The sequence below is a fragment of the Curtobacterium sp. AB7 genome (genome assembly GCF_044909335.1).
Lineage (GTDB): Bacteria > Actinomycetota > Actinomycetes > Actinomycetales > Microbacteriaceae > Curtobacterium.
Map to the genome: position 1 here is coordinate 644,439 of NZ_JBIYED010000001.1, position 25,099 is coordinate 669,537.

General features: G+C 70.4%; 19 protein-coding genes. 10 read left to right on the forward strand and 9 right to left on the reverse strand.

All coding sequences use genetic code 11. The annotated features are described in order from the left end of the window. Positions 1–27: 27 nt before the first annotated feature. The 7 genes from ABH929_RS03315 (at position 28) to ABH929_RS03345 (ending at position 8,710) form a co-directional block, all read left to right on the forward strand. Positions 28–633: a cysteine hydrolase family protein gene (locus tag ABH929_RS03315; RefSeq protein WP_111086471.1), complete on the forward strand. Its 606-nt coding sequence runs from the start codon at positions 28–30 to the stop codon at positions 631–633. Continuing rightward, positions 626–2,017: an amidohydrolase gene (locus ABH929_RS03320; protein ID WP_404560088.1), complete on the forward strand. Its 1,392-nt coding sequence runs from the start codon at positions 626–628 to the stop codon at positions 2,015–2,017. The genes ABH929_RS03315 and ABH929_RS03320 overlap by 8 nt, the downstream gene beginning before the upstream one ends. Before the next feature lie 110 nt (positions 2,018–2,127). Further along, complete coding sequence (locus ABH929_RS03325; protein WP_165918706.1) at positions 2,128–3,708, forward strand: ABC transporter substrate-binding protein; 1,581 nt, start codon at positions 2,128–2,130, stop codon at positions 3,706–3,708. 93 nt (positions 3,709–3,801) lie between these two features. Further along, positions 3,802–4,863, forward strand: a complete 1,062-nt coding sequence (locus ABH929_RS03330; protein ID WP_111086468.1) for an ABC transporter permease — start codon at positions 3,802–3,804, stop codon at positions 4,861–4,863. Further along, on the forward strand, positions 4,856–6,598 hold the full coding sequence (locus ABH929_RS03335) for a dipeptide/oligopeptide/nickel ABC transporter permease/ATP-binding protein (RefSeq protein WP_235035917.1): 1,743 nt from the start codon (positions 4,856–4,858) through the stop codon (positions 6,596–6,598). Before ABH929_RS03330 ends, ABH929_RS03335 begins: the two co-directional genes overlap by 8 nt. Continuing rightward, positions 6,595–7,413: an ABC transporter ATP-binding protein gene (locus tag ABH929_RS03340; RefSeq protein ID WP_111086467.1), complete on the forward strand. Its 819-nt coding sequence runs from the start codon at positions 6,595–6,597 to the stop codon at positions 7,411–7,413. The genes ABH929_RS03335 and ABH929_RS03340 overlap by 4 nt, the downstream gene beginning before the upstream one ends. Positions 7,414–7,432: 19 nt before the next feature. Beyond that, entirely contained in the window at positions 7,433–8,710 is a 1,278-nt protein-coding gene (locus tag ABH929_RS03345) for an amidohydrolase family protein (protein WP_404560089.1), read from the forward strand. A gap of 30 nt (positions 8,711–8,740) precedes the next feature. On the opposite strand, the gene ABH929_RS03350 is transcribed toward ABH929_RS03345, so the two are convergent. Both ABH929_RS03350 and ABH929_RS03355 read right to left on the reverse strand, forming a co-directional pair. Beyond that, positions 8,741–9,427, reverse strand: a complete 687-nt coding sequence (locus ABH929_RS03350) for an alpha/beta fold hydrolase (RefSeq protein ID WP_404560090.1) — start codon at positions 9,425–9,427, stop codon at positions 8,741–8,743. Further along, positions 9,424–10,074: a cyclase family protein gene (locus tag ABH929_RS03355; RefSeq protein WP_205463605.1), complete on the reverse strand. Its 651-nt coding sequence runs from the start codon at positions 10,072–10,074 to the stop codon at positions 9,424–9,426. The genes ABH929_RS03350 and ABH929_RS03355 overlap by 4 nt, the downstream gene beginning before the upstream one ends. Positions 10,075–10,150: 76 nt before the next feature. On the opposite strand from ABH929_RS03355, the gene ABH929_RS03360 reads away from it, so the two are divergent. After that, positions 10,151–10,960, forward strand: coding sequence for an N-acyl homoserine lactonase family protein (locus ABH929_RS03360; protein ID WP_404560091.1), 810 nt, complete (start codon positions 10,151–10,153; stop codon positions 10,958–10,960). A 42-nt stretch (positions 10,961–11,002) separates the two neighbouring features. On the opposite strand, the gene ABH929_RS03365 is transcribed toward ABH929_RS03360, so the two are convergent. The 4 genes from ABH929_RS03365 to ABH929_RS03380 all read right to left on the reverse strand — a co-directional run bounded on the left by ABH929_RS03365 (position 11,003) and on the right by ABH929_RS03380 (position 15,413). Then, on the reverse strand, positions 11,003–11,518 hold the full coding sequence (locus tag ABH929_RS03365) for a DUF6611 family protein (RefSeq protein ID WP_404560092.1): 516 nt from the start codon (positions 11,516–11,518) through the stop codon (positions 11,003–11,005). Continuing rightward, positions 11,515–12,063 (reverse strand): hypothetical protein, encoded by a 549-nt coding sequence (locus tag ABH929_RS03370; RefSeq protein WP_111086462.1) that lies wholly within the window; start codon positions 12,061–12,063, stop codon positions 11,515–11,517. Before ABH929_RS03370 ends, ABH929_RS03365 begins: the two co-directional genes overlap by 4 nt. A gap of 86 nt (positions 12,064–12,149) precedes the next feature. After that, complete coding sequence (gene ppk2 / locus ABH929_RS03375) at positions 12,150–13,058, reverse strand: polyphosphate kinase 2 (RefSeq protein WP_240347528.1); 909 nt, start codon at positions 13,056–13,058, stop codon at positions 12,150–12,152. 117 nt (positions 13,059–13,175) lie between these two features. Next, a complete protein-coding gene (locus ABH929_RS03380; protein WP_404560093.1) occupies positions 13,176–15,413 on the reverse strand; it encodes a hypothetical protein in 2,238 nt (745 codons plus the stop codon). Positions 15,414–15,516: 103 nt separating this feature from the next. On the opposite strand from ABH929_RS03380, the gene ABH929_RS03385 reads away from it, so the two are divergent. Next, positions 15,517–16,518, forward strand: coding sequence for an aldo/keto reductase (locus tag ABH929_RS03385; protein ID WP_404560094.1), 1,002 nt, complete (start codon positions 15,517–15,519; stop codon positions 16,516–16,518). Between the two features lie 90 nt (positions 16,519–16,608). Here ABH929_RS03385 and msrA read toward each other — a convergent pair whose 3' ends face one another. Next, positions 16,609–17,130, reverse strand: a complete 522-nt coding sequence (msrA, locus tag ABH929_RS03390) for a peptide-methionine (S)-S-oxide reductase MsrA (RefSeq protein WP_205463610.1) — start codon at positions 17,128–17,130, stop codon at positions 16,609–16,611. Between the two features lie 148 nt (positions 17,131–17,278). Here msrA and ABH929_RS03395 point away from each other — a divergent pair, with 148 nt between their 5' ends. Then, positions 17,279–17,653 carry a hypothetical protein gene (locus tag ABH929_RS03395; RefSeq protein ID WP_404560095.1) on the forward strand — a complete coding sequence of 125 codons (375 nt, stop codon included), beginning with the start codon at positions 17,279–17,281 and terminating at the stop codon, positions 17,651–17,653. A gap of 13 nt (positions 17,654–17,666) precedes the next feature. Here ABH929_RS03395 and ABH929_RS03400 read toward each other — a convergent pair whose 3' ends face one another. Together ABH929_RS03400 and ABH929_RS03405 are read right to left on the reverse strand one after the other, a co-directional pair. Beyond that, positions 17,667–20,909: a LamG-like jellyroll fold domain-containing protein gene (locus ABH929_RS03400; RefSeq protein ID WP_404560096.1), complete on the reverse strand. Its 3,243-nt coding sequence runs from the start codon at positions 20,907–20,909 to the stop codon at positions 17,667–17,669. Between the two features lie 227 nt (positions 20,910–21,136). Beyond that, the gene (locus tag ABH929_RS03405; RefSeq protein ID WP_404560097.1) at positions 21,137–24,325 is read right to left on the reverse strand and encodes a hypothetical protein; all 3,189 of its coding nucleotides are present in this window, start codon (positions 24,323–24,325) and stop codon (positions 21,137–21,139) included. Positions 24,326–25,099 lie beyond the last annotated feature (774 nt).

Below are 25,099 nucleotides of genomic sequence, written 5' to 3' on the forward strand. Positions count from 1 at the left end.
CGATCCGTCCCGGAAGGAACCACCAGCATGCTCGCCGTCTCCGGCAACCCCGTCCTGATCGTCGTCGACATCCAGGGCGGAGCTGCCTCGACGATGCCCACGCCCGGCATCCCCGTGATGGGCGGCCGTGCCGAGCGCGCACCGCGCGTCCGTGACCTCATCGAGCACTGCCGCTCCTCGGGTGTGCCCGTCGTCTTCATCCAGGAGGTCCACAAGCCGGACCTCGTCGACATCGGCCGTGAGCTCGACGGCGCCGAGGGCCCGCACTGCATCGAGGGTGAGGAGCAGACCGAGCTGGCCTCGTGGATCGATCCTCGGCCCGAGGAGTTCGTCATCCGCAAGCGGCGCTACTCGGCGTTCTTCGGCACCGAGCTCGAGATCGTGCTCAAGGCGTACAAAGCCGGCACCGTCCTGCTCGTCGGCGGACTCACCGACGTCTGCATCCACTACACGGCGGCCGACGCCCACCAGCACGACTACGCCGTCCGGGTCCTCACCGACTGCGTCGCCGGGTCGAGCGAACGCGCGCACGACGCGGCACTGGAGGCGATCGGGTACCTGCAGCGGGACGCCCTCGTGACCGCTGCGGACGTGCGCACCTGGCTCGACGAGCGGGAGCCCGTCGGTGTGTGAGGCGGCCGGCCGGTCCGCGCGGCTCGTCGTCGGACACGTCCGGACGATGGACCCCGGGGTGCCGACCGCCGAGGCCCTGCTCGTCGTCGGTGACCGGATCGCGGCGGTCGGGACGCTCGATGACGTGCGGGCGGCGGCTCCGGAGGGCACGGCCGAGGACCACGTCGAGGGCACCGTCCTGCCGGGGTTCACCGACGCGCACGCGCACGCGCAGCGCGCCGGACTCAAAGCGCTGCAGCTCGTGGACGGCGACGCCGACGCAGCGACGTTCTCGGCCGCGATGCTCGCCGACGGCGACGCGGACCCGGACGCCCCGGACTGGATCGGGGACGCACCGCCGACGCTCGGGGACCGGCTCGCCGCGATCCGCCGCATCCAGCCGCTGCTGCACGCGATGGGGTTCACCGGTGTCGTCGACCCGGCCGTCACGCTGCCCGAGCTCGAGGGGTACCGGGAGGCGCACCGGCAGGGACTCCTGACCCTGCGCGTGGTCGCGATGCCCTACCCCGAGCTCGGCAGTGCAGCGGTTCCCGACGTCGATGCGGCCCTGGCGGTGCTCGACTCGATCGACGGCGTGACCGGTGACGGCGACGACCGCCTCCGGCTCGGCCCGGTCAAGGTCTACTACGACGGCGAGGGCATGAAGGGGCAGGCGCTGCTCGAACGGCCCTGGACCGGCGACGACCACGGCGTGCAGCGGATCGCGGCGGCTGACTTCGCCCGCCTTGCAGCGTCGTGCGTGGCCGCGGGGTGGGGGCTCGGTGTCCACGCGGTGGGCAGCCGAGCGGTCGCCGAGGTGCTCGACGGGCTCGAGGCAGCGGAACGGGACACGGGGCGATCGGTCGCCGGACTCCGCTGCCAGCTCATCCACGCGTACCTCGAACCGAGCGTCGCGAGCGCCGACCGTGCGGCACGCCTCGGTGTCGTGGCCTCGCTGCAGCCCTCGATCGCCTGGAAGAACGCCGCCGGGCTGCAGCGCCGGCTCGGCAGCCGTGTCGACGAGGTCAACCCGATGCGGACCTGGGTCGACGCCGGTGCCACGGTCGCCATGGGCTCGGACGCGCCGTACTTCCCCTTCGACCCGCGTGAGGTGGTCCCCGTCGCCGCGGCCCGTCGGATGCGCGGCCTCGACGAGCCGATCGGCCCGGTACAGGCACTCTCGGTGCTCGAGGCGGTCGAGGCCTACACGCGCGGTGCGGCACACGCGTCCTTCGCCGAGGACCGTCGCGGCGTGCTGCGCGCCGGCGCCCTGGCGGACTGGGTGCTGCTCGACGTGGACCCGGCCGCGTGCACGGTCGACGAGTTCGCCGCGGCGCGGGTCCTGCGCACCGACGTCGGCGGCGTGACGGTCTTCGACGTCGCGGCTCGTCTCGGGCAGATGTAATCCACTCGAAACACAGTTGGATGCGGATTGTTCTAAATTGGATCCAAGTTGGACCCGCCCCTGGGACTGACTCCCTGGCATCACCCCGAATCCCACTGGAGGACAGCACCATGGTGAGGAAGCGCATCCTCGTCGGCGTCGCGTTGGCGACCGCCGTCGGACTCTCCCTGAGCGCGTGCACCGCGTCCGGCTCCGCTGACGGCGGCGACAGCTCGTCGAGCACCGACACGATCAACGCAGAGCTCTGGTACGCCCCGGCGACCTTCGACCCCGCGAAGGCCTCGGCCAGCTCGGACGTCGAGGTCGCACGACTCGGCTTCGACACCCTGCTCCGGCAGGGCGAGGGCGACGACGGCGGCTACATCGGCGGACTCGCGACGAAGTGGGACGCCGAGTCGGCGTCGAAGTACGAGTTCACGATCCGCGACGGCGCCACCTGCTCCGACGGCACCGAGATCACGCCGACGGTCGTCGAGAAGTCCTTCGAGTACCTGGTCGGCCTCGACGACTCGGGTGCGCAGACCTGGAAGAACCAGGCCTTCGGCTCGGGCGACCCGAAGTTCACCGCCGACGACGCCGCCGGCACGCTGACGATCTCGCTCAGCGAGCCGTACTCGCAGCTGCTCGGCGGCCTGACCCGCCCCGGTACCGGGATCATCTGCCCGGCCGGTCTCGCCGACACGAAGGGCCTCGCGGCCGGCACCGTCGACGGCGCCTGGTCCGGCCCGTACACGCTCGCGAAGTCCTCGGCCGGCAAGAGCGTCTCCTACGCGCTGCGGTCCGACTACGACGCCTGGCCGGCGTGGAAGACCGTCACCGGTGAGCCGGCCAAGACGATCAACCTGACCGTGCAGGGCGATTCGAACACGAGCGCCAACCTGCTGCAGTCCGGCGGTGTCGACGTCGCACGCTTCTACGACTCGAACGCCGAGCGCTTCAGCGGCGACGACTACTCCACCGTGCAGTTCGCCAGCTCGGCCTACAACCTCGTGTTCAACGAGGCAGAGGGCTCCGGCTCGGTGTTCGCCGACGACCAGCCGCTCCGTGCCGCGGTCGCCCAGGCGATCGACACGAAGGGGTTCAACAACGCCGGTCTCGACGGACTCGGGGTCGAGCAGAACACGGTGAACGCGGCGAGCTACCGCTGCGCGGTGGACGACTCGTCGCTCGTGCAGTCCTACGACGCGAAGGCCGCGACGAAGGAGCTCACGGGCAAGACGATCCGCCTGCTCATCATGTCGAACTGGGACCCCGCCGCCGACTTCCTGGCGGAGTCGCTGCGGAACGCCGGTGCGACCGTGAAGGTCTCGGCACCGGACCCTGCCGACTGGACCAAGCAGATGCGCACCGAGCCCAAGACCTGGGACGTCGCCGTGGCGGCCGAAGACGCGCAGACCGGGCTGATCAACACCTCGATCGCGCGCTACGTCGGACCGACCTACGCCGAGGGCGGCACGAACGTGTCCTCGAGCGACAACCCCGAGGGACTCGCGGCCTACCAGGCGGCGATGGCCACGTCGGACGCCGACCAGCAGTGCGAGGACTTCGCCACCGCGCAGAAGTCGATCCTCGAGCGCGTCGACATGACCCCGCTCATCACGGACACGCACCGGTACGTCGCCCGCAAGGGCTTCGAGACCCACGTGTTCTCGGGCTACTGGGACGTCTCCGCGATGCGGATCGTCTCCTGATCGCCTGACCGAACGAGCACCACGCATCACGCACCACGCACCGAGCACCACCGCACCACCCCAGCCCGGACCGGAGCACCAGGAGGACCCGCGATGAGCACCACCACCGTCGACCATCTCCCCGTGCCCGGTCCGGGCACCCCCGGGTCTCCGGGAACCCCGACCGCCGCCGCACCCCGGGCCGCGAGCCTCGGTGGCGCATGGCGCCGCTTCCTGCTCCGCCGTGCCGTCGGACTCGTCATCAACCTGGCGCTGCTCGTCCTCGTGACGTTCCTCATCGTGCAGCTCATCCCCGGCGACCCGGCAACGGCCATCGCCGGCGACACCGCGACGCTCGCCCAGGTCGAGCTCGTCCGGCACCAACTCGGTCTCGACCAGCCGATCCCCGTCCAGCTGTGGCACTACGTCGCCGGCGTCGTGCAGGGCGACTTCGGTGACTCGTACAAGTACCGCGCGCCGGCGATGGACATCGTCATGACGGCCGTGCCGTACACGCTGACGATCACGATCGCCGCGGTCCTGCTGCTGCTCGTCCTCGGACTCGCACTCGGCATGACCGTCGGTGTCCTCACCCGCGGCGACCGGCACCGCTGGCTCGACGTCTCGTTCTCGGCGGTCACCGGCCTGATCTCGTCGATCCCCACGTACGTGCTCGCCACCGGGTTCGTCGTCGTCTTCGCGGTCCTGCTGCACGTGCTGCCGCCCGCGTACTCGCCGGCCTACGACTTCGGCGCGGCGGCGGTCCTGCCGATCGCCTCGCTCACCGTGGGCGGCACGTGCTCGGTGGCCCGCATCGTCCGCCGTGAGACCGCCGTCATCCTCGAGCAGGACTACATGCGCACCGCACGCGGGTGGCGGCTGCCGGCGCTGTCGATCTACGCCAAGCACATGCTGCCGAACCTGCTCACCACCGCACTGACGCTGTCCGGGATCATCCTGACGGCCCTGCTCGGCTCGGCACTCATCACCGAGGCGGTCTTCGCGTGGCCGGGCCTGGGCGGCGTCATCGTGCAGGCGATCGCGGTGGACAAGGACTACCCCGTGATCCGCGCCGCTGTCTTCGTGATCGGGCTCATCTCGCTCGTGATCACGCTCGTCATCGACATCATCCTGGGTCTCATCGACCCGCGCACCCTCGGGGAGAAGCGTGGCTGACACCATCACCGCCGTCCAGGCGGCCTCGACCGACCCGGCATCGCGTCCCCGCACCTTCGCGTGGAACGGCGGGCTGATCGTCGGCTTGGCGATGTTCGGGCTGATCCTGATCGTGGCGGTCGTCGCACCGTTCGTGTTCGGCGCCCAGGCCACGGGCATCGGCGGTACCTCTGGGCTGGGGTCCACCGCCGAACACCCGCTCGGTACCGACACCCTCGGCCGCGACATGCTCGCGCGCACCCTGGTCGCCACCCGGGCCACGGTCCTGATGGCGCTCGCCGCCACGGCCCTGTCCGCGATCGTGGGCATCGCGCTCGGCATCGGCGTCTGGCTCGCCCCCCGCCGGGTGCGCGAGCTCGGGCTGCGCGGGATCGAGTTCGCGGTCAGCTACCCGACGATGCTCGTCGCGATCATCGTCGCAGCGATCCTCGGGCAGGGCATGGTGCAGGTCGTCGTGGCCATCGCCGTCGCGAACATCGCCGGCTTCGCCCGTCTGACCGCCAACCTGGCGGCGAAGATCTCCACCAGCGAGTACGTCACGACGGCACGCCTGATGGGGGTCCCCGCGCACCGCGTCGCGATGCGACACGTCCTGCCGAACATGGCCGAGCCGACGCTGATCCTGATCGCCGGCGCCTTCTCCGGATCGCTCGTCGAGATCTCCGGACTGTCCTTCATCGGCCTCGGCGCGCAGACCCCCGCGTTCGACTGGGGCACCCTGCTCAACGACGGGTTGGACCGGATCGTCGTGAACCCCGTCGTCATCGTCGGCCCCGCGGTCGCGCTGACCTTCGCCTCCCTCGCCGCCCTGCTCGTCGGGGACGGACTGGCCGCTGCCGCGAACCCGCGGTCGAACACCACGCGGTCCCGCACCACCCGCGCGACCGGCCCGTCGACGCTCGCGGTCGAGGACGACGCCGTACTCGTCGCGGACGGCATCTCGGTGCAGCACGCCGCCAGTGGACGCGCCCTGGTCAAGGACGTCTCGTTCACCATCCGGCGGGGCGAGGTGCTCGGGATCGTCGGCGAGTCCGGTTCGGGCAAGTCGTTGACGGCCTCGCTCGTCGCCAAGCTGCTGGGCGAGGGGCTCGAGGGCTCCGCGCGGCGGCTCGAACTCGGCGGCGTCGACCTGCTCGGTCGTGTGCCGGACCGGGTGCTCGCCTCCCGCATCGGGCTCGTCTACCAGGACCCGGGCACCGCGCTGAACCCGGCCATGGTGCTCGGCATCCAGTTGTCCGACGTGCTGCGGATGCGGCTGCGACACAGCCGACGTGACGCGATCCGACTCCTGACGCAGGGCTTCCGCGCCGTGATGCTCACCGATCCCGAGGGTCGACTGCGCCAGTACCCGCACCAGCTCTCCGGCGGCATGAAGCAGCGCGCGATGATCGCGTCGGCGATGAGCACGAAGCCCGACCTGCTCATCGCAGACGAACCGACCACCGCCCTCGACGTCACCGTCCAGCGCGAGGTGCTGACCGTGCTCAAGCGGATGAACGAGGACTCCGGCACCGCCGTGCTGTTCATCTCCCACGACCTCGGGGTCGTCCGAGCACTGTGCGACCGGGTCCTGGTGATGCGGAACGGCGAGATCGTCGAGCGCATCGACGACGTCGCCGGGCTCTCCCCGGACACCGTCGACCACCCGTACACGAAGCAGCTCCTGGCGGCCACTCCGGTCGTGACCGTGCCCACGGAGTCCACGCGCACCGAGCAGGCGGAGGCACACGCATGACCGACACCACGACGACGCGCGAACGCCGCGCAACCGACACCGGCACGGCCCCCATGATCGACGTCCGCGCCCTCGACGTCGCGTTCGGCTCGACGACCGTCCTGCACGGCGTCGACCTCCGCCTCGAGCGAGGTCGCACCGTCGGCGTCGTCGGCGAGTCCGGCTCGGGCAAGTCCACCCTCGCCAAGGTCCTGGTCGGCACCGTGAAGCCCGCCTCGGGCAGCGCCGCGGTGGACGGCGTCGACCTGACCGCGGCCGACCGGTCGACCCTGCGCGGGTACCGCCGTCGGATCCAGATGATCCCGCAGGACCCGTACTCGTCGCTCTCGCCGCGACGGACCGTCGCGCAGACCCTGGCCGAGGCGATCGACCCCGTCCGCCCCCGGGTCGCCACCCACGAGGACCGCATCGGCGGCTGGCTCGAGCGGGTCGGGCTGTCACGGGACATGATGCACCGCTACCCGCACGAGTTCTCCGGCGGGCAACGGCAGCGCATCGCCATCGCCCGCGGCCTCGTCATCGACCCGCACCTGGTCATCGCCGACGAGATCACCTCGGCGCTCGACGTCTCGGTGCAGGCGCAGATCCTGGAGCTGCTCGCCGACATCAAGGAGTCCCTCGGCCTGACGATGATGTTCATCTCGCACAACCTGGCGGTCGTGCAGCGTGTGAGCGACGAGGTCGTCGTGCTGTACCAGGGTGAGGTCGTCGAGGCCGGTCCGGTCGAGCAGATCTACGCCGATCCGCAGCACTGGTACACGCGTCGTCTCCTCGACGCGGACCCCGGTTCCGCCCGTTTCAGCCTGGCTGGCTGACCGACCCGGAAGGCCCGCTGTGGCGGCACGACTCCCGACGACCCCGCACGCCGACGGCGTGCTCCGACTGGTCGGCGCGACCCTGGTCGACGGCACGGGTGCTCCGCCCCGCGCCGACGCCGAGGTGGAGCTGCGTGACGGCGACGTCACCTACGTCGGTCCACGGCGTGCCTCGGCTGCGGACGTGCCGACGGTCGACCTGTCCGGCCGGTGGCTGCTGCCCGGCTTCGTCGACGCGCACGTGCACCTCAGCATGGTGCCGACGACGCCCGAGGAACAGCGGGCACGGTTCCCGGAGGAGCACGTGCTCGAGGTCGCCGAGGTGCTCCGGAGCACCCTGCACGCCGGCGTCACGACCGCGCGGGACCTGGACGGGCTGACCCCCGGCTACCGCGACGCCGTCGCCCGGGGCACCGTCGTCGGTCCGCGCCTGCACCTCGCGATCGCCATGCTCTCGCCGACCGGTGGCCACGCCGACCCGGTCCGGCCGAACGGGTCGCTGCCGGCCTGGGCCGTCCGGCCGGGCATGCCCGCGCCGGGCGTCGTCGACACCGACGAGGACGTCGTCCGGACGGTCCGCTCGCTGCTCCGCACCGGCGCCGACGCGATCAAGGTCTCCACGTCCGGTGGGGTCGGTTCGCCGACCGACGACCCGGACGACGTCGGCATCACCGAGGACCAGGTGCGGCTCGTCGTCCACCTGGTCGGCGAACGCGGCGGCCGCCCGGTCACCGCCCACGCGCTCACCGACGCCGCGGCCCGCGCCGCCGTGCTCGGCGGAGCCGCCAGCATCGAACACGGCTACGACCTGCGCGACGACACCATCGCGCTCATGGTCGAACGCGGCACGGTGCTCGTCCCCACCCTCAGCACGCTCCTGCGCGAACTCGACCCGTCCACCGCCTCTGCGGAACGCCTCGCACAGCGCGCGGCACTGCACGCTCGCGGCCTCGACAGCGTGCGACGTGCCGTCGCCGCCGGCGTGCCCGTCGCGCTCGGCACCGACGCGGGTGTGCACCCGCACGGTCGGAACCTCGCCGAGCTCGCCCGCCTCGTGCAGGTCGGGCTCTCGCCGCTCGCCGCGATCACGGCCGGCACGCTGCAGGGTGCCCGGCTGCTCGGTCTGGAGGCCCGGCTCGGCTCCGTCGAGCCCGGCAAGGCCGGTGACCTGGTCGTCTCGGGCGTCGACCCGCTCGCCGACGTCGGCGCGCTGGCCGACGCTGCCAGCGTGCGCGCGGTCCTGCAGGCGGGTCGAGTGGTCAAGGACCTGGACGGACTGGTGACCACGGCCTCCTGACCGTGGCACCACCCGCGCAGCCGGCGGTGGTCAGCGCAGCGCGGCCACCGCGCGCTCGATGACGGCGACGACCCGGTCCGGAGCGGCGTGCGCGACGGCGTGACTCGTGTCGACCTCGTCGACCACTGCTCCCATCCGGGCGACGAAGTCGCGCTGGATCGCGGGCAGCAGGTGCCGGTCGCTCGTGGCGACCAGGTACCAGCTCGGGCGGGTCCGCCAGGCGGGCTCGGCCGTGGGCTGCTGGAAGGCGGCGTCGGCGGTGACTCGCCCCTCGGCACGTGCGGCCCGGAGCGCGTCCTCGGGCACGTCCCAAGCGAGCGCCAGCCGCGACTCCTCGTCGTCCTGTGCGATCCACTCGCCGGCCGGGCCGCGGTGCATGTACTGCGAGACGAGAGCGGGTTCCCGGGTCTCGACGATCCCGGAGACCGACTCGCCGGCGTCCGGGGCGAAGGCTGCGACGTAGACCAGTCCGACGACGCGGTCGTGCGTGCCCGCGTTCGTGATGACGGCGCCGCCGTAGGAGTGGCCGACGAGCAGGACCGGGCCGTCGATGCCGTCGACCAGGGCGCGGACCGATGCCTCGTCGTCGCGGAGCGAGGTCATCGCGTTGTCGGCGAGCGTGTACGGGATACGGCGGTCGCGCAGGAGCGGGGCGACGGACGACCAGGTGGACGGCGAACCGCCGGCGCCGTGGACCAGGACCACGTGGACGCTCATGCGTGGGTCGCCACGGCGAGGGGGAGCAGGACGGTCGGAGCGGGAGCGGCCTCGCGCCCCGCGAACGGCACCGGCTGGCAGACCATCAGGTAGTCGCCGGGCTCGACCTCGGACAGGTCCGCGTTCTCGAGGATCACGACGCCGGCGCCGCACAGGGCGACGTGTGTCGGCCACGCCTCGGTGTGCGCCGGGGCCTCCATCGTCATGTAGTCGATGCCGGCGAACCGGACCCCGCGGTCGACCAGCCACTGCGCGCCGCTCGGGCCGAGGCCGACCCACGTCTCCGACCGCTCGTTGCGGGTCAGCGCGTCGGTCGAGTTGCGCGTGCGGAACAGCACGCGCTCGGCGCCGGCCGCACCCGCCTCCTCGAGGTCGTCGGCGGTGATCTCCTCGACGACGTGTCGCAGGTCGAGGACGCGGACCGGGCCGACCACGCTCTCGAGCGCGATCTCGTCGACGGTCGTCGCACCGGGCACGAAGTGCGACGGGGCGTCGACGTGCGTGCCCGTGTGCGCACCGATCAGCCAGCGGGAGACGTCCGACGGGTACCCGTTCGCGATCTCCTCGACCATCTCGAAGGTGGGGCGCCGGCCCCAGTGCAGCATCTCGGGGGAGATGGGGATGTTGATGTCGATCGCGTCGGTCATGGCGTCCTCCCGGAACTCCGGCACAATGGATTCGGATTGGTTCAAATTGTATCCAATCAGGCCGGAGGTGCAAGGCATGGCGAAGACGTTCGACGGGGCGGTGCGGACCGGAGCTGCGCTCGGGGGCCGGCCACGTGGGCTCGTGCCGCTCGTACTCGGGTGGGAACCGATCCCCGAGTCGATCTCCCTGCGGGGCGGCGATCCCGCACGCTTCCTGCTCGAACCCGTCACCGCCGCGGCCGTCGTCTTCGACCACGGCTGGGTGCTCCTCGACGGCGGGTTCAACGTCGACCGCGTGCGCGACCCCGAGGAGCGGGCCGCGCACTACGAGTACGAGAGCTACACGGCGGTCGTACCGCCCGGCGACGCGCTCGCCGAGGGGGTCGCGGCTGCGGGACTGGCGTGGGACGACCTGGCGCTCTGCGCGATCTCGCACGTGCACCTCGACCACACGGGCGGCCTCCGGCTCGTCCCACCGGGCACCCCGGTCGCGCTGCAGCGACGGGAGTGGGACTGGTTGCAGAGCGGCATCGGTCGGCGGGAGACGGTCGTCGTCGACGACGTGCTCGACGCCGACGTCCGGGTGTTCCTGCTCGACGGGGACACGGAACTGGCACCCGGCCTGACCGCACTCGACACCCGCGGACACACGCCGGGGCACCAGTCGTTCCGCGTCGACCTGCCGGATCGGACCGTGGTGCTCGCGTGCGACGCCGCCGACCTCGAGCGGAACCTCACCGAGCGGACTCCGTGCGGGTGGGTGGGGAGGGCCGGGGACGAGCTCGAGGCGCAGCGTTCGATCGACCGGCTGGCGGACCTGGCCGCCGAGCCCGGCGTCGAGGTCTGGCCCGGGCACGACCCCGAGTGGGCAGCCTGGCGGCGCTGAGCCGGCGGGTCCGAGCCAGCGGGGCACCGTGCTCGGGATGGGTCACCCTGCCCGCCGTGGTTGCTCCGGCAGTGCGGCCCACACATCCGCCCAGATGAGCTCGAACTCGACGGGCGCGAGCCGGTGCGCCCGCACCGCCCGCTCCAGGATCGAGAGCGCGTCGAGCGACCCGGCGAGGAGCCGCTCGTCGCCGTGCACCTCCGGCCGACCGTTGCCCAGGAACGTGGTCACGGTGACCGATCGCACCCGCGGACGGAGCCGCCGAGTGGCCCGGCCGAGGACGACGAACCCCGCGGCGTACAGCGCGAGTCCGACGGGCATGCCCGCCGCCGGCACCGAGACCGTCAGGACCACGACCACGAGCGCGGTGAACGCCCCGACCGCGGGCCAGACGTGCCATGCCCGGAGCAGCAGGCGTTCGCTCGTGTTCGTCCCGGGTGGGAACACGACGAGTGTCCGCGAGGTCCACATCGTGCGTCCCACCGGCCTGATCGTGTACCGGCCCCACAGGTGCGGCCCGTCGATCAGGCGGTCGCGGACCGACGTCGCCGTGGTCACCGCTCCACCGGCAGGAGCTCGGCGCGGACGGGCACGGCCGTGCTGACGACGTCCCGGTGCCGGACGGTCGTGAGGCAGGGGAAGCAGACCAGGTCACCATCGCGGACATCGGCCGGCAGCGGAGCCGGGAGGCGGTGGAACGGACCGTCGGCCTGACCGTCACATCGGGTGACGACGTACATCGTGGCGAGGGGAGCGGTGCTCCGGCGTCCGATCAGACGCACCTGGTCGAGCACGGCGCAGGTCGGCAGGACCGCGTCCAGTTCCAGGAGCACCACCCCGGTGCGCGGCCGTCGGACCCGGGTGACCGACGCGACCGCGACGCTGACGTCTCGAGGGGTCCAGCCGCGTGGGCGGTAGCGCGGCGGCGACTGCTCCGCGGTGTGCACGCTCGGGGTGCCGGTCAGGTCGGCGAGCCGGACCATCGAGATCGCGGCGACCACCAGGTCGTCCGTGGTCGCCACGGTGTGGGCCGGCCACAGGACCGGGTCCATCGGATCCGGCAGGGACGCGCGGAGCGTCGGCATGATCGCTGTCAGTGTCACACCGGACACGTTCCCGCGCGGACAGGCAAGGGGGAAGGTGCCCTGACGGAACCCCTACGCCCGAGTGCCGACTCCTGACGGTCCGCTCACTCGATGTCGACGTCCCGCTTGCCGCGCCGCACGATCAGCGGGTCCGGCTTGCCGATCACGTCGACCGCCTTGTCCGGGTAGTCGAACTGCGTCAGGAAGTACCGCATCGCGTTGAGTCGGGCGCGCTTCTTGTCGTTCGACCGCACGATGGTCCACGGCGCGTACCGCTTGTCGGTGCGCGTGAACATCGCCATCTTCGCCTCGGTGTAGTCCTCCCAGCGGTCGAGGGACAGCAGGTCGATGTCGGACAGTTTCCACCGGCGCACCGGGTCGAGCTGCCGCATCGCGAACCGGGTGCGCTGCTCGCGGCGGGTGACCGAGAACCAGAACTTCGTCAGGTGGATGCCGGAGTCGACGAGCATCCGCTCGAACTGCGGCACCTGGGTCATGAACGACTCGTACTGGTCGTCGTCACAGAACCCCATGACCCGCTCGACGCCGGCGCGGTTGTACCAGGAGCGGTCGAACAGGACCATCTCGCCGGCCGACGGCAGGTGCTGCACGTAGCGCTGGAAGTACCACTCACCGCGCTCCCGCTCGCTCGGCTTGCTGAGCGCCACCACGCGCGAGGTGCGGGGGTTGAGGTGCTCCGTGAACCGCTTGATGGTGCCGCCCTTGCCCGCGGCGTCACGCCCCTCGAACAGCACGACGACCTTCTGGCCGGTGTCCTCGAGCCAGTACTGGCACTTCAGGAGCTCGATCTGCAGCTGGTACTTCGCGTACTCGTACTCCTCGCGCGGCAGCCGCTCGTCGTACGGGTAGTCGTCGCGCCACGTCAGGACGGGGTTGCCGTGCGGGTCGATGAGGTCCGGGTCAGCAGTGTGCCCGTCGGCGACGCTGTAGCCCTCGGTCCGGAGCTGCTCGATGTACTCCCGGAGTGGTTGCGAGTACGGCGCTGTGTCCACGGTGTCTCCCTCACTGCCCACCGATCGACGGTTCGTCGGTCGGCTCGTGCCCATCCTGTCCTGCACAGCCCCACGGATGCCGAACCACGCGTGTCGCCCCGGTGAAGCTCGTCCCGCTCAGCCGACACCGCAGCGTCGTTCGGTGCAGCTGATGACGCTGCCGTCCCAGGTCGGGTGCGCGCTCCCGGCATCGACCCGACGATCGCCCACCGCGAGCACCGGTGCCTGGTCGGCGGTGAGGCCCATCGCGAACCCACCGCCGTCCTCGGATCGTTCGTCCGGGACGTACCGCGCGATGGTGCTCGTCCGGGTCGTCGAGCACGTGCGGTCGAGACACGACACCAGGTCGATCGACTGCCGGTCGGTGTTGCGGACCGCGATGAGTGGCCTGCCGGTGTCGTCCACGACCACGGCGGGAGGTTGCTGGTCGGCCCCCGGCAGGTCCAGGTCGACGACGGTCGAGGCTCCGCAGGCAGCGTCGTCGCATGAGATCAGCTGCTGCGTCGTGCTGCCGGCGGGCCGGTAGAGGACGATCGGCCGGTCGCGGGTGCCGAGACCGATCTGCGCGCCGTCGGTCATGTCGAAGGTCGACGAGTCGGCTTTCCCCGTGGTGATGTCCGGCGTCTCGACCCGCGGTTCGCCCGCGACGGTGGTGGAGACGATCCTGAGCTTCGGCAGCTCGAGGTCCCGCCCGCTGTCGACGAGCGAGATGACCGCGGTGCCGCTCTTCGTGACCGTGATGCCGAGGGTGCCCGATGCCGACAACGTCGGTACCCAGTCGAGCGGGACACGCTTGGTGATCGAGGTGGAGCACAGGTCGTCGTCGCAGAACGTGATGGAGAGTTGCGCCCGTGCTCCCGACACGCCGCGCACGATGCCGGCGACGACGGGGTGCTCGCCCGTGGTGGTGACGGCTGCCGCGGTCAGCGTGGCGTTGCTCCGTGCGAACACGGACTCACCGCTGCGGAAGGCCACGTCGAAGCCGGCGACGGTCGTTCGGGTGCCGTTCGGGGTCGAGAAGCCGTGCGTCGCCGGTCCGGTCGCCCAGCGGTGGAGCTGGGCGGGCGTGCTGTGCACGACGTCGAGTTCGAAGCGGTCGGATCCCGACCCCGACCCCTCGACCGGACGCCACTGCGCGGTGATCATCGCGCCGTCGGGCAGGCCGGCGATCGCGGTACCGAGGATCGACGCCGGCTCGAGCGACGGGTCACAGGTCGCGCCGGAGCACCGGTCCACCTGTGCACCCTCACCCCCGAGTCCACTCAGCGCCACGGTGTCCGCGCCGACCTCGGTGACCGCCGCCCCCCGCCAGATCTGCGGAGTCTGGGCGGCGGAGTAGCTGGTGAACCCGAACGGGTTGGCCAGCACGGTCGGCACGAGGACGATCGCGGGGACGAGGAGCGTCGCGAGTCCCACGAACGCCCCGCCCCGGAGACGGCCGGGCGACCCCTCAGCCGAGCCTGCCGCGGCCGCTGGCACTGGCACCGGCGCAGCAGCGGGAGCGGTCCACCACACGGACGTGGAGCGGACAGCCGCCCCTCGCACGGCGATCGCGACCAGGAGCAGGACGGTCGCGCCGGGCACGAGGAACGAGATCGCCGCGCTGAGCACCGCCGTGACGACCGAGGGGGACTGCACCCCGACCAGGGCGGCGAGGCCGACGTGGACCACCCCGAGGACGAGCCCCGTGGTCACCAGGGCTCGGCGCGGCGAGCGGAAGACCTCGACGTCGGGCGACTGCTGGACGTCACGGGTCCGCCAGGCGTTCGCGAACGCCGTCCGCCACGTGGTGCCACCGACCGCGATCTGCGGCCACGCCATCAGCAGTGGCGCCGCGACGACCAGCGCCACGAACACGAGCAGGGTGATCGCGAGGGCGAGCCAGGGCGACACTGCGGTCGCGACGGTCGCAGCGACGGCGATCAGGAGCACCAGCGCTGTGACCAGGAACGCGAGCAGCACCCCTGGCGCCCGTCGGGCCGCAGCGTGCCAGGCACCCCGCGCCGACGATGCCGCCCGCGCGGACCCGACAGCGCCGACCATGGCGATCGTCGCCGCAGTGATCCCGAACGCGTTCCCCAGGACGAGCAGCGCACCGGCCGTCACGACCACGGCGAGCCAGGTCGGGCCGGGGTCGACCTGGCTGAACGAACCGTTGACGATCGCGAGTGCACCACGACCACCGAGCACGACCACGACGAGGCCGGCCAGCAGCGCCGAGACGACCACCGGCACGGCGAAGGCGATCGCGGGGGCGGTGCCGCTGAACGCGAGCGCCCCCGCCGGCGGCGGCCCGAACAGCTTGCTCGTCGCGGACTCCTGTGGCGCGCTGTCGCTGATCTGCTCGTCGTGCATCGTCTGGTTCCCCCTGGTCTCGGACGTGCCCCCATCCTGTCAGCCCCTCCGCCATCCGCTAGCGTCGACAACGGCCAATCCCCCGACCCCGGATCGAGCAACGATGCCTGACGTCCACCTGCCTGCCGCCGACCGCTACGAGCAGCTCCCGTACCAGCGTGTGGGGAGGAGCGGCCTCATGCTGCCGCGCATCTCCCTCGGCCTGTGGAACAACTTCGGCGCCGACCGCGCACTCGCCACGCAGCGCGACATCGTGCTGCACGCCTTCGACCGCGGGATCACCCACTTCGACCTGGCGAACAACTACGGTCCGCCTGCCGGGTCGGCCGAGGAGCAGTTCGGCCGCATCCTCGAGTCGGACCTGCGTCCGTACCGTGACGAGATCGTGGTGTCGACGAAGGCCGGCTACGACATGTGGCCGGGCCCGTACGGTGACCGGGGTTCCCGCAAGTACATGCTCGCGTCGCTCGACCAGTCGCTCGGGCGCCTCGGGCTGGACTACGTCGACGTGTTCTACTCGCACCGTCCCGACCCCGAGACCCCGATCGAGGAGACGGTCAGCGCGCTCGTGACCGCGGTCCGTTCGGGCAAGGCGCTCTACGCGGGCATCTCGAACTACGACCCGGCGCAGACCGCTGCGGCAGCCGAGGCGCTCGCCGCCGAGAACATGCACCTGCTCATCCACCAGCCGCGCTACAACATGTTCGACCGGGTCCCCGAGGACGGGCTCTTCGACGAGCTCACGCGACTCGGCACCGGTGCGATCGTGTTCTCGCCGCTGGCCGGCGGGCTGCTGACGGACCGGTACCTGGACGGTTCGGTGCCGGTCGGGTCGCGTGCGGCCGAGGGTCGCTGGTTCGGTGCGGACCGCATCGACGACGAGTACCTGACCACGGCGCGGGCGCTCAACGACATCGCGGCTGCACGCGGGCAGACGCTCGCCCAGCTCGCGATCACGTGGGTGCTCCGGCAGCCAGCCGTCACGTCGGCGCTGGTCGGGGCATCGAGCGTCCGTCAGCTGGACGGCACGCTCGACTCCCTCGCGGGTGCCCCGCTCACCGACGAGGAGCTCGCGGCGATCGACGCCCTGGTGCCACGCGGCTGACGCACGCCGGATGCAGTGGGCGTGACCCTTGGACGGACGGGAGGCACGGTGCCAGCTGGCACCGTGCCTCCCGTCTCTTGGTGGGTTGCCCTAGACCGCCGCGGTCGCCTCGTCGCGGTGCGGGAGCTTCCAACCCGGGCGCACGAAGTGGCAGGTGTACCCGGCGGGGTACTTCTCGAGGTAGTCCTGGTGCTCCTCCTCGGCCTGCCAGAAGTCGCCCGCGGGCTCGACCTCGGTGACGACCTTGCCGGGCCAGATGCCGGAGGCGTCCACGTCGGCGATGGTGTCGCGCGCGACCTGCTCCTGCTCGGGCGAGGTGAAGAAGATCGCCGAACGGTACGCACGGCCGACGTCGTTGCCCTGGCGGTCCTTCGTCGACGGGTCGTGGATCTGGAAGAAGAACTCGAGCAGGTCGCGGTACGAGATCTCCGACGGGTCGAAGACGATCTCGACCGCCTCGGCGTGGTCACCGTGGTTGCGGTACGTCGCGTTCGGGGTGTCGCCACCCGAGTAGCCGACGCGGGTGCTGATGATGCCGGGACGGCGGCGGAGGAGCTGCTGCGCTCCCCAGAAGCAGCCGCCGGCGAGGATGGCGGTTTCGGTGGTGGTCATGGTGGCCTCCTGAGGTCGTCGTGCCGCTGGCTGCGGCACCGTGTGGTGCAACCGGCGACGGGGCTGCGGTGTTCCCGTCGCCGGGCCGGCACACCTCGACAGTACGAGGACGTGCTCCGTGTCACCCCTGCGGTACGGTCGGGCTCACATGAAGAGGTCAGCATTGCCCGACGACGTCCCGCGCCGCTCGCGTGGTTGGTGGCTGCTCGGACTTGCGTTCTGTTCCTTGGTGTTCCTCGAGGTGTTCGCGGTGATCGGCTCGCTGCCGGGGATGCTCGTCGCGCAGACGCAGTACATGTCGTGTGGCTCCGTCGAGACGATGCGGTGTTCGTACGCGGTTGGCGATGTCGCGGAGCTCATCGTGCCGCTCTGCGCACTCGTCGTCGCGATCACGACATGGGTCATCGGGGTGTTCGGTGCTCCCACGCTGCGGCGCCGGGTGCTGACGCCTGCGATCGGCCTCGTGGTCATCGTCCTGATCTTCGTATTCGGTGTCGTCGCGATCAACCTGTCGATCAGGTGATCGTGTCCGCGTTTCAGTACGCGTAGGTGCCCTGCACGGAGTACACCCGAAGCTGGGTCATCGTCGCGACACCCTGGCTGATCGTCGGCATCGCGATCGCGCCGGTCCAGGTGTCCGATGGGCCGCCGCTGCTGACAGCGCCCCCGACGCGGAGTCCTCCGGTGCTCGCCTGCTCGTCCGCGGCCAGGGCGTGGTACGCGACGCCTTCGCCGGCAGCGTCGTGGTCGATCACGATCCGGATCTGCTGGTTGTCCGCGTCCCAGACACCGGTGACGAACGTCCACTGGTCCGTCAGCCCCCGAGTTCGCGCCGGTGACACACACGTGCCGCTCGTCAGGTCGGGCTGCGACTTCACGCAGAAGCGGTAGTCGTCTCCCGCCCACTGCAGGTAGAAGACCGATCCGGTCGGTCCGTCCATCGACACGGCCGTTCCGTACCGACCCTCCTGAGCCGCCGACGGTTTCATCCAGGCAGACACCGTGTAGCTCTTCGTCGTGTCGATCGGCGCTGAGGCGGTGCGGTTGAAGCCGGAGAGGGCAGCCCAGTAGCCGAGGCTCCACTTCTTCGTCTTGCCCTCACACGCGGTGTCGCGCGACAGGAAGTAGTCCTCACCGGACAGGCACTGGAAGACCTCGGCTGACCCGTTCCACTTGGTCGGGATGTCCGCTGCCGTCTTCCAGGCGTACCCGAGCGCCTTGGGCTTCCCGTCCGCGCCGACCTGCATGGTGAAACCAGATGGGCACGCGCCGGTGACCGTGGCCGTGTAGATGCCACTCGTGCAGGTCTTGACCTGCATCATGTTCGACGGGACGTCGGCCGACGGCCCGTAGACCTGCAGTCCGCCGAGCCCCATCTCGTAGGTCTTGCCGGTCGCAGACGTCGAGTGCGCACCCCCACCCTTGTAGCGGTTGACGCGAACCACGTCGTCCTGCTCGATGGAGGGGGCCCCCAACGGGATCGCCCCCACGTCGAGTGGCGTCGTGCTCGTGGTGGGGTCGAGCGTCAGCGCTTGCGCGGCACGTGCACCGGCACCGGAGTACGAGCTGTCGTCGCCGATCACGGTCGGCGAGGCGACGGTTCCGCGACCCGACACTGATTCGCCCTGCTGGCCCGACCAGGCGTGCCCTGCGTTCGAGGGACCGGTACCGACACGGGGATCGTCATCTGCGGCCACGCTGTTGCCGGGGACCACCAGGCCGTCTCTGCCGCTCCCGGCGTACGCGGTCGAGACGTTGGCGGCCTTGTCGATGCTCTTCACCCACAGTCGACTCGTGCTGTCGGACGGTGTGAAGCTGACCTTCGCCGTACCGCTGGCATCTGCGCAGACGTAGACGACGATTCCGTCACGGAGGTCGCACGAGTGGTACCCGGTCGCGGTGGACACGGCTTCCGAAACCGGCTGGACCGGCTGGAAGCTGCCGCCGTCGGAGAGCCAGTACTGGAACCCGCGGATGTCCTTGTCCTTGGTGCTGGCGGTCACCGTGGCGGTCACCTTCGTGCCCACCCTGTACGAGGCGGGCAGCCCGGAAACGGTCGGAGGGTTCGGCACGGTGCTGTCGGAGGAGAAGTAGCACCAGCCCGTCCAGCCGCCCCAGTCGGTACCGTCGTTGCTCTTCGCACGGAACATGTAGTGGCCGTCAGCGAGGGCGCCCTTCGGGATCTGGACGCTCTGGGGCCCTGCGCTCGTCAGGTCGACGCCGTCCGACCAGGCGATCGTGTCCGGGTCGTCGGAGCGCATGACGTGGAAGGTCGTGCGCACGAGTCCACCATCGGGATCACTCGCCTTGACCTGCAACGTGATGGGCTGGGCTGCGTTGTTGACGAACGCGCTGTTGGCGTCACTCGTGCCACAGGCGCGTGTCGGACTCGTGATCGTGATGCCGCTCGGCGTGTTCGGCTTCGTGTTGTACTCGATGGTGAGTGTGGCGTTGTAGGCGAAGTGTTTGCGGCTGAGGCTGCCTTCGGTGGGGGAGCGGAGGCCGATCTGGAGGGTGTTGCCGGCGGTGGCGGCGGCGCCGCGGGTGACGTCCCAGCCGACGGCTTTGCCGGGCATGGCGCAGCCGGCGACGCTGGGGATCTCGGCGTCGGAGATGTGGTCGCGCCATTGGCCTTGGTTGGCTTGGTCGTCGTTCCAGTTCTGTCCGGGTGTGACGTTGCCGTAGCGCCAGGCCTGGACGGTGGCTTCGCCGCAGCTGTAGTTCGCGATGGCGTTGAAGTGCGCTTCGGTGATGTGTTTGCCGTCGAGGGGGCCGAGGTTGAACTGCCAGAACGCGCGTGACATGAACGTCTTGCCGTTCTCGACGGCGTAGCCGACGCTCTGGTAGCCGTTCGCTGCCTGGCCGTTGAGGTAGGACTGGGTGGGATAGGCGATGTCGTCGAACCAGAGTGCGTTCTGACCGGAGGACCAGTCGGGGTCGACGAACACGGGGAACGTCGGTGCGCTGTCGGTTGCGTCGGTGACGTCGAGCGTGACTGCGGTGGCGGTCGTGGTGTGCTCGAGCGGGGTGGCGCTGCCGGCGCCGCCGGGGCCGTCGGCATCGCCGCCGTCGGAGGAGTCCCACCAGGTCGGCTTCGACGACTGCAGGGTGGATCCATCGGTCGCGGTCGCTGTTGATGCTGTCGACGAGGTCGAGACGGTGGCGCCGTGCATCTGCAGCTCGACCTGTTGCAGGTCCGGGTTCGCGGCAGCTTCTGGCGTGTTGACGACGAGCACTTCCGCCATGCCTGACGGTGTTGCGGTGAGGCGCAGGTCGACCTCGGGCAGGACGTCTGCGTAGGTGGCTGTGGCGCCGTCGATGGTCGGCGAGGGCAGGGCGCCGCCGGCGGGCCAGGACTCGCTGACCCAGGCGCCGGTGTCGGTCTGGACCTGTGCGACGGTGTCGGTGCCGCCGCGGGAGAACCGGACGTGGGTGTCGGTGGCCTTCGGTGCGATCCAGGACTGGTCGACGGGAACGAGGTCGGTCTCGACGGGGATCCACTGCCCGGCCTGCTGGGTGCGGACCGGGATGGTGTCCTGCGTCACGGTGAACGAGCCGTCCGGGTTCGCCGTGAGCAGGCTCGTCGGGGTGGTTTCGTCCGAGACGGTCACGCCGTGGTCGTGGGCCTGCGCGATCTCGGAGGCGTCCGCCGAGGTCGCGGAGGACCGGCTGTCCGCGATGGTCGGTGTGGTGGCGGCGGACCCGTCGGCGAACGCGGGTGCGCCCGTCGTCGCGAGCAGACCGAGCACCAACGCTGATGTGGCCACTGTCGCGACCACGGTTCTGCCGTGCGGCATTGAACCCCCTGTGAACATCCCGAGCGCGAACTGCGCGAGCACACCGTAGCGAGACCCCGAACCCGACGAAGACCCCCGAACACGGCACAGCGCACAGCCACGAGGCGGAGTTCGCCCGGACCGACCCCGAGAACTCGGTGATGTGCCGTCGGAGAGACCCACGCCGTCGTCCTGTGAACATCCACTCAGCACGCCGCGCGGACCAACCGTCAGTAGCGGTAGCTCCCGGAGGTCATCAAGTAACGCAGCTGCGTCCGGGTTGCGACGCCCTGGGTGATGGACGGCATCGCGATGTCACCACTCCACGAATCAACGGGCGCTCCGTCGCTGACACCGCTGCCGAGGAGGAGGCCGTCGCTGCTCGACCTCTCGCCTGCTCCGAGCGAGTGACCGGTCACGCCCACCCCGGACGACGACGCGTTGACCATGATCCGGACCTGGTTGTTCGCGGGGTCCCAGACACCCGTGACGAAGGCCCACGTGCCCGGGGACGCGGACGTCTGAGCGGGACTGGTGCAGTCGACTGACGGGGTGTCGGTCTGTTCCTTGACGCAGAAGCGGTACTTGCCGTTGACGTACTGCAGGTAGAACGGCGAATTGGTCTGACCGTCGAGGGACATCGCCGTGTTGGTCTCGTCGACGGAGGTCTTCGAGGGCCGGAGCCATGCGGAGACCGTGTAGCTCTTCGTCGTGTCCACGATGGGACCCGAGGTCGTGCTGGTCCCTGCCGCGGCGAAGAAGCCGAGGTCGCTGTCCTTGGTGAAGCCTTCGCAGTCCGGGTCGATGGAGGTGAAGTAGTCGACGTCGCCGTGCTCGCACCGGTACGCGTGTACGGGCTTCGTCCCCGTCGGCACATCGGCCGCCACCGTCCACGAGTAGCCGAGCTGCACACCAGAGTCGCTGCAGGCACGTCCGGTCGTCATGTCGCCGACCGACGTCGGACACGACCAGAGCAGCCGACTGTGCGAAGGCGCGGGTGCGGCGGGGCTCAGGAGCTCGCCCAGCGTGGACTGGAAGTCCTTGCCGGCTCGCGTGCGCGCTGTGACGGCGATGTGACCATAATCGCCGTAGTAGCGGTTGATCCGGACGAGGTCGTCTTGGTGGACACGCGTGGCGTCGAACGGACCGGCGTACCCGGTGTCATCGATGGGGCCGCTCGTGACCGCGCTCGGGTCGAGGGTCAACGACCGGGGGCTGGTCGGGGTCGATGCTTCGTCGAGGAGGACTCTTCGTGACCCGGAAGTGCCGTCGCCTGCCACGTGCCCTGAGCTCCCCGTCCAGGTGTGTGCAGCGCTCTCGCTGTCCACGGTCGGATCGGAGTCCGCCACGATGGGCCAACCCTGGTTCGAGGTGTCCGGGGATGCCGCGGTGACGGAGACGTTGCCGGCCTTGTCGATGCTCTTCACCCAGAGAACGCTGCTGTTGTCGGTCGGTGCGAACCGGATGGTCGCGGTCCGCGAGGGCGTGGCGCACACGTACGTCACGATCCCGTCGTGCAGGCCGCAGTCCGGGAATCCGATGGCAGTGTTCGCCGCTGCCGTGACCGGCTGGATGTCCGAGCGAGAAGCGCTCACCCACCACGCGAACCCGGCGATCGACGCGTCCGTCGGCGTGGTGGCGGTGACGGAGGTCGCGACCCCGACGGTGTGCGGCTTGTCCACACCCGTCACCGACGGAGCCTTCGGAGGAGTCGAGTCGGAGTGGATGTAGCACCACGACGACCAGCCGCCCCACTCGCTGTCGTCGTTCGAACGCGCGCGGACAGCGAAGTCTCCGTCGGGCAGGTAGCCCTTCGGCAGGACTGCCGTCTGTGTTCCCGGTGCCGCTCGGACAGAGACGACTCCGTCACCGACGTGCGTTGCCAGGTCCGACGCCTTGTACACGTAGAACTTCGTCGCGAGGTTCTCCCCGTCGGGATCCGAGCTCTGCACCGAGAGGGTCAGGCTCTGCGCATCGTTGTTGATCCATGCGGCGGAATCAGTCGAGTCCCCGCACGTGCGGGTCGGCGAGGTGATCCGGAAGTGCGTCGGGGCGCTCGGGACGGTGTTGTACTCGATGGTGAGTGTGGCGTTGTAGGCGAAGTGTTTGCGGCTGAGGCTGCCTTCGGTGGGGGAGCGGAGGCCGATCTGGAGGGTGTTGCCGGCGGTGGCGGCGGCGCCGCGGGTGACGTCCCAGCCGACGGCTTTGCCGGGCATGGCGCAGCCGGCGACGCTGGGGATCTCGGCGTCGGAGATGTGGTCGCGCCATTGGCCTTGGTTGGCTTGGTCGTCGTTCCAGTTCTGTCCGGGTGTGACGTTGCCGTAGCGCCAGGCCTGGACGGTGGCTTCGCCGCAGCTGTAGTTCGCGATGGCGTTGAAGTGCGCTTCGGTGATGTGTTTGCCGTCGAGGGGGCCGAGGTTGAACTGCCAGAACGCGCGTGACATGAACGTCTTGCCGTTCTCGACGGCGTAGCCGACGCTCTGGTAGCCGTTCGCTGCCTGGCCGTTGAGGTAGGACTGGGTGGGATAGGCGATGTCGTCGAACCAGAGTGCGTTCTGACCGGAGGACCAGTCGGGGTCGACGAACACGGGGAACGTCGGTGCGCTGTCGGTTGCGTCGGTGACGTCGAGCGTGACTGCGGTGGCGGTCGTGGTGTGCTCGAGCGGGGTGGCGCTGCCGGCGCCGCCGGGGCCGTCGGCATCGCCGCCGTCGGAGGAGTCCCACCAGGTCGGCTTCGACGACTGCAGGGTGGATCCATCGGTCGCGGTCGCTGTTGATGCTGTCGACGAGGTCGAGACGGTGGCGCCGTGCATCTGCAGCTCGACCTGTTGCAGGTCCGGGTTCGCGGCAGCTTCTGGCGTGTTGACGACGAGCACTTCCGCCATGCCTGACGGTGTTGCGGTGAGGCGCAGGTCGACCTCGGGCAGGACGTCTGCGTAGGTGGCTGTGGCGCCGTCGATGGTCGGCGAGGGCAGGGCGCCGCCGGCGGGCCAGGACTCGCTGACCCAGGCGCCGGTGTCGGTCTGGACCTGTGCGACGGTGTCGGTGCCGCCGCGGGAGAACCGGACGTGGGTGTCGGTGGCCTTCGGTGCGATCCAGGACTGGTCGACGGGAACGAGGTCGGTCTCGACGGGGATCCACTGCCCGGCCTGCTGGGTGCGGACCGGGATGGTGTCCTGCGTCACGGTGAACGAGCCGTCCGGGTTCGCCGTGAGCAGGCTCGTCGGGGTGGTTTCGTCCGAGACGGTCACGCCGTGGTCGTGGGCCTGCGCGATCTCGGAGGCGTCCGCCGAGGTCGCGGAGGACCGGCTGTCCGCGATGGTCGGTGTGGTGGCGGCGGACCCGTCGGCGAACGCGGGTGCGCCCGTCGTCGCGAGCAGACCGAGCACCAACGCTGATGTGGCCACTGTCGCGACCACGGTTCTGCCGTGCGGCATTGAACCCCCTGTGAACATCCCGAGCGCGAACTGCGCGAGCACACCGTAGCGAGACCCCGAACCCGACGAAGACCCCCGAACACGGCACAGCGCACAGCCACGAGGCGGAGTTCGCCCGGACCGACGGGCATGGCCAGGTGGGTGATAGTCCTCACAGCTGCAGAGGCGCGAGCCCCGGATCTCCGCGGATCGGGCCCGGATCACCCGCGTTCGGGGGGCACCTGTCTGTGTGTTCCTGATCGATACGATCCGGAAGCCGTCCACGGAAGCTCCGCGCGCGGCCCTGAACCGAAAACTGGGGGGACTCGTGCATCGAGCAGCTGTAACCGTTCGCTTTGCGGTCGAAGGCGCTGACGCGTGAGCCGGCACCGTTCACGGCCGCAGACCCGTAAGCGCCTGAGGACTCGAGCATCGATCGCCCTGATCGCAGTCGTGGCGGTCACCACCTCCGTCTTGACCTACGTCAATTCCGGCGATTCGAGCATCGTCGCCGATCTGGGGACCTCCGTTTCGGGTCGCCATGCGGGTGCGATCGACCAGCACGTCCAGGCGTCGTCATCGAAGACGGTCACGACTCCGACGAAGCACCTGACGGCGAACAGCTGGGATCTCTCCCTCGGTGGGGAGCTGCCGGGGACTGGCCTCGTCACCTCTGCTTCTGCCGGGGGTACCGCAGCACGGGTGAGCGGTGCATGGCGCGCGCTCGGTGGCACGGGACTCGAAGTCGCCGCCGCACGTGCCGACACCTCGACCGGT

What these genes read in the sequence shown, in the direction of transcription:
- ABH929_RS03315 (WP_111086471.1), top strand. Translation starts at nt 28, where the DNA reads ATGCTCGCCGTCTCCGGCAACCCCGTCCTGATCGTCGTCGACATCCAG.
- ABH929_RS03325 (WP_165918706.1), top strand. Translation starts at nt 2,128, where the DNA reads ATGGTGAGGAAGCGCATCCTCGTCGGCGTCGCGTTGGCGACCGCCGTC.
- ABH929_RS03330 (WP_111086468.1), top strand. Translation starts at nt 3,802, where the DNA reads ATGAGCACCACCACCGTCGACCATCTCCCCGTGCCCGGTCCGGGCACC.
- ABH929_RS03340 (WP_111086467.1), top strand. Translation starts at nt 6,595, where the DNA reads ATGACCGACACCACGACGACGCGCGAACGCCGCGCAACCGACACCGGC.
- ABH929_RS03350 (WP_404560090.1), bottom strand. Translation starts at nt 9,427, where the DNA reads ATGAGCGTCCACGTGGTCCTGGTCCACGGCGCCGGCGGTTCGCCGTCC.
- ABH929_RS03355 (WP_205463605.1), bottom strand. Translation starts at nt 10,074, where the DNA reads ATGACCGACGCGATCGACATCAACATCCCCATCTCCCCCGAGATGCTG.
- ABH929_RS03360 (WP_404560091.1), top strand. Translation starts at nt 10,151, where the DNA reads ATGGCGAAGACGTTCGACGGGGCGGTGCGGACCGGAGCTGCGCTCGGG.
- ABH929_RS03380 (WP_404560093.1), bottom strand. Translation starts at nt 15,413, where the DNA reads ATGCACGACGAGCAGATCAGCGACAGCGCGCCACAGGAGTCCGCGACG.
- ABH929_RS03385 (WP_404560094.1), top strand. Translation starts at nt 15,517, where the DNA reads ATGCCTGACGTCCACCTGCCTGCCGCCGACCGCTACGAGCAGCTCCCG.
- msrA (WP_205463610.1), bottom strand. Translation starts at nt 17,130, where the DNA reads ATGACCACCACCGAAACCGCCATCCTCGCCGGCGGCTGCTTCTGGGGA.
- ABH929_RS03395 (WP_404560095.1), top strand. Translation starts at nt 17,279, where the DNA reads ATGAAGAGGTCAGCATTGCCCGACGACGTCCCGCGCCGCTCGCGTGGT.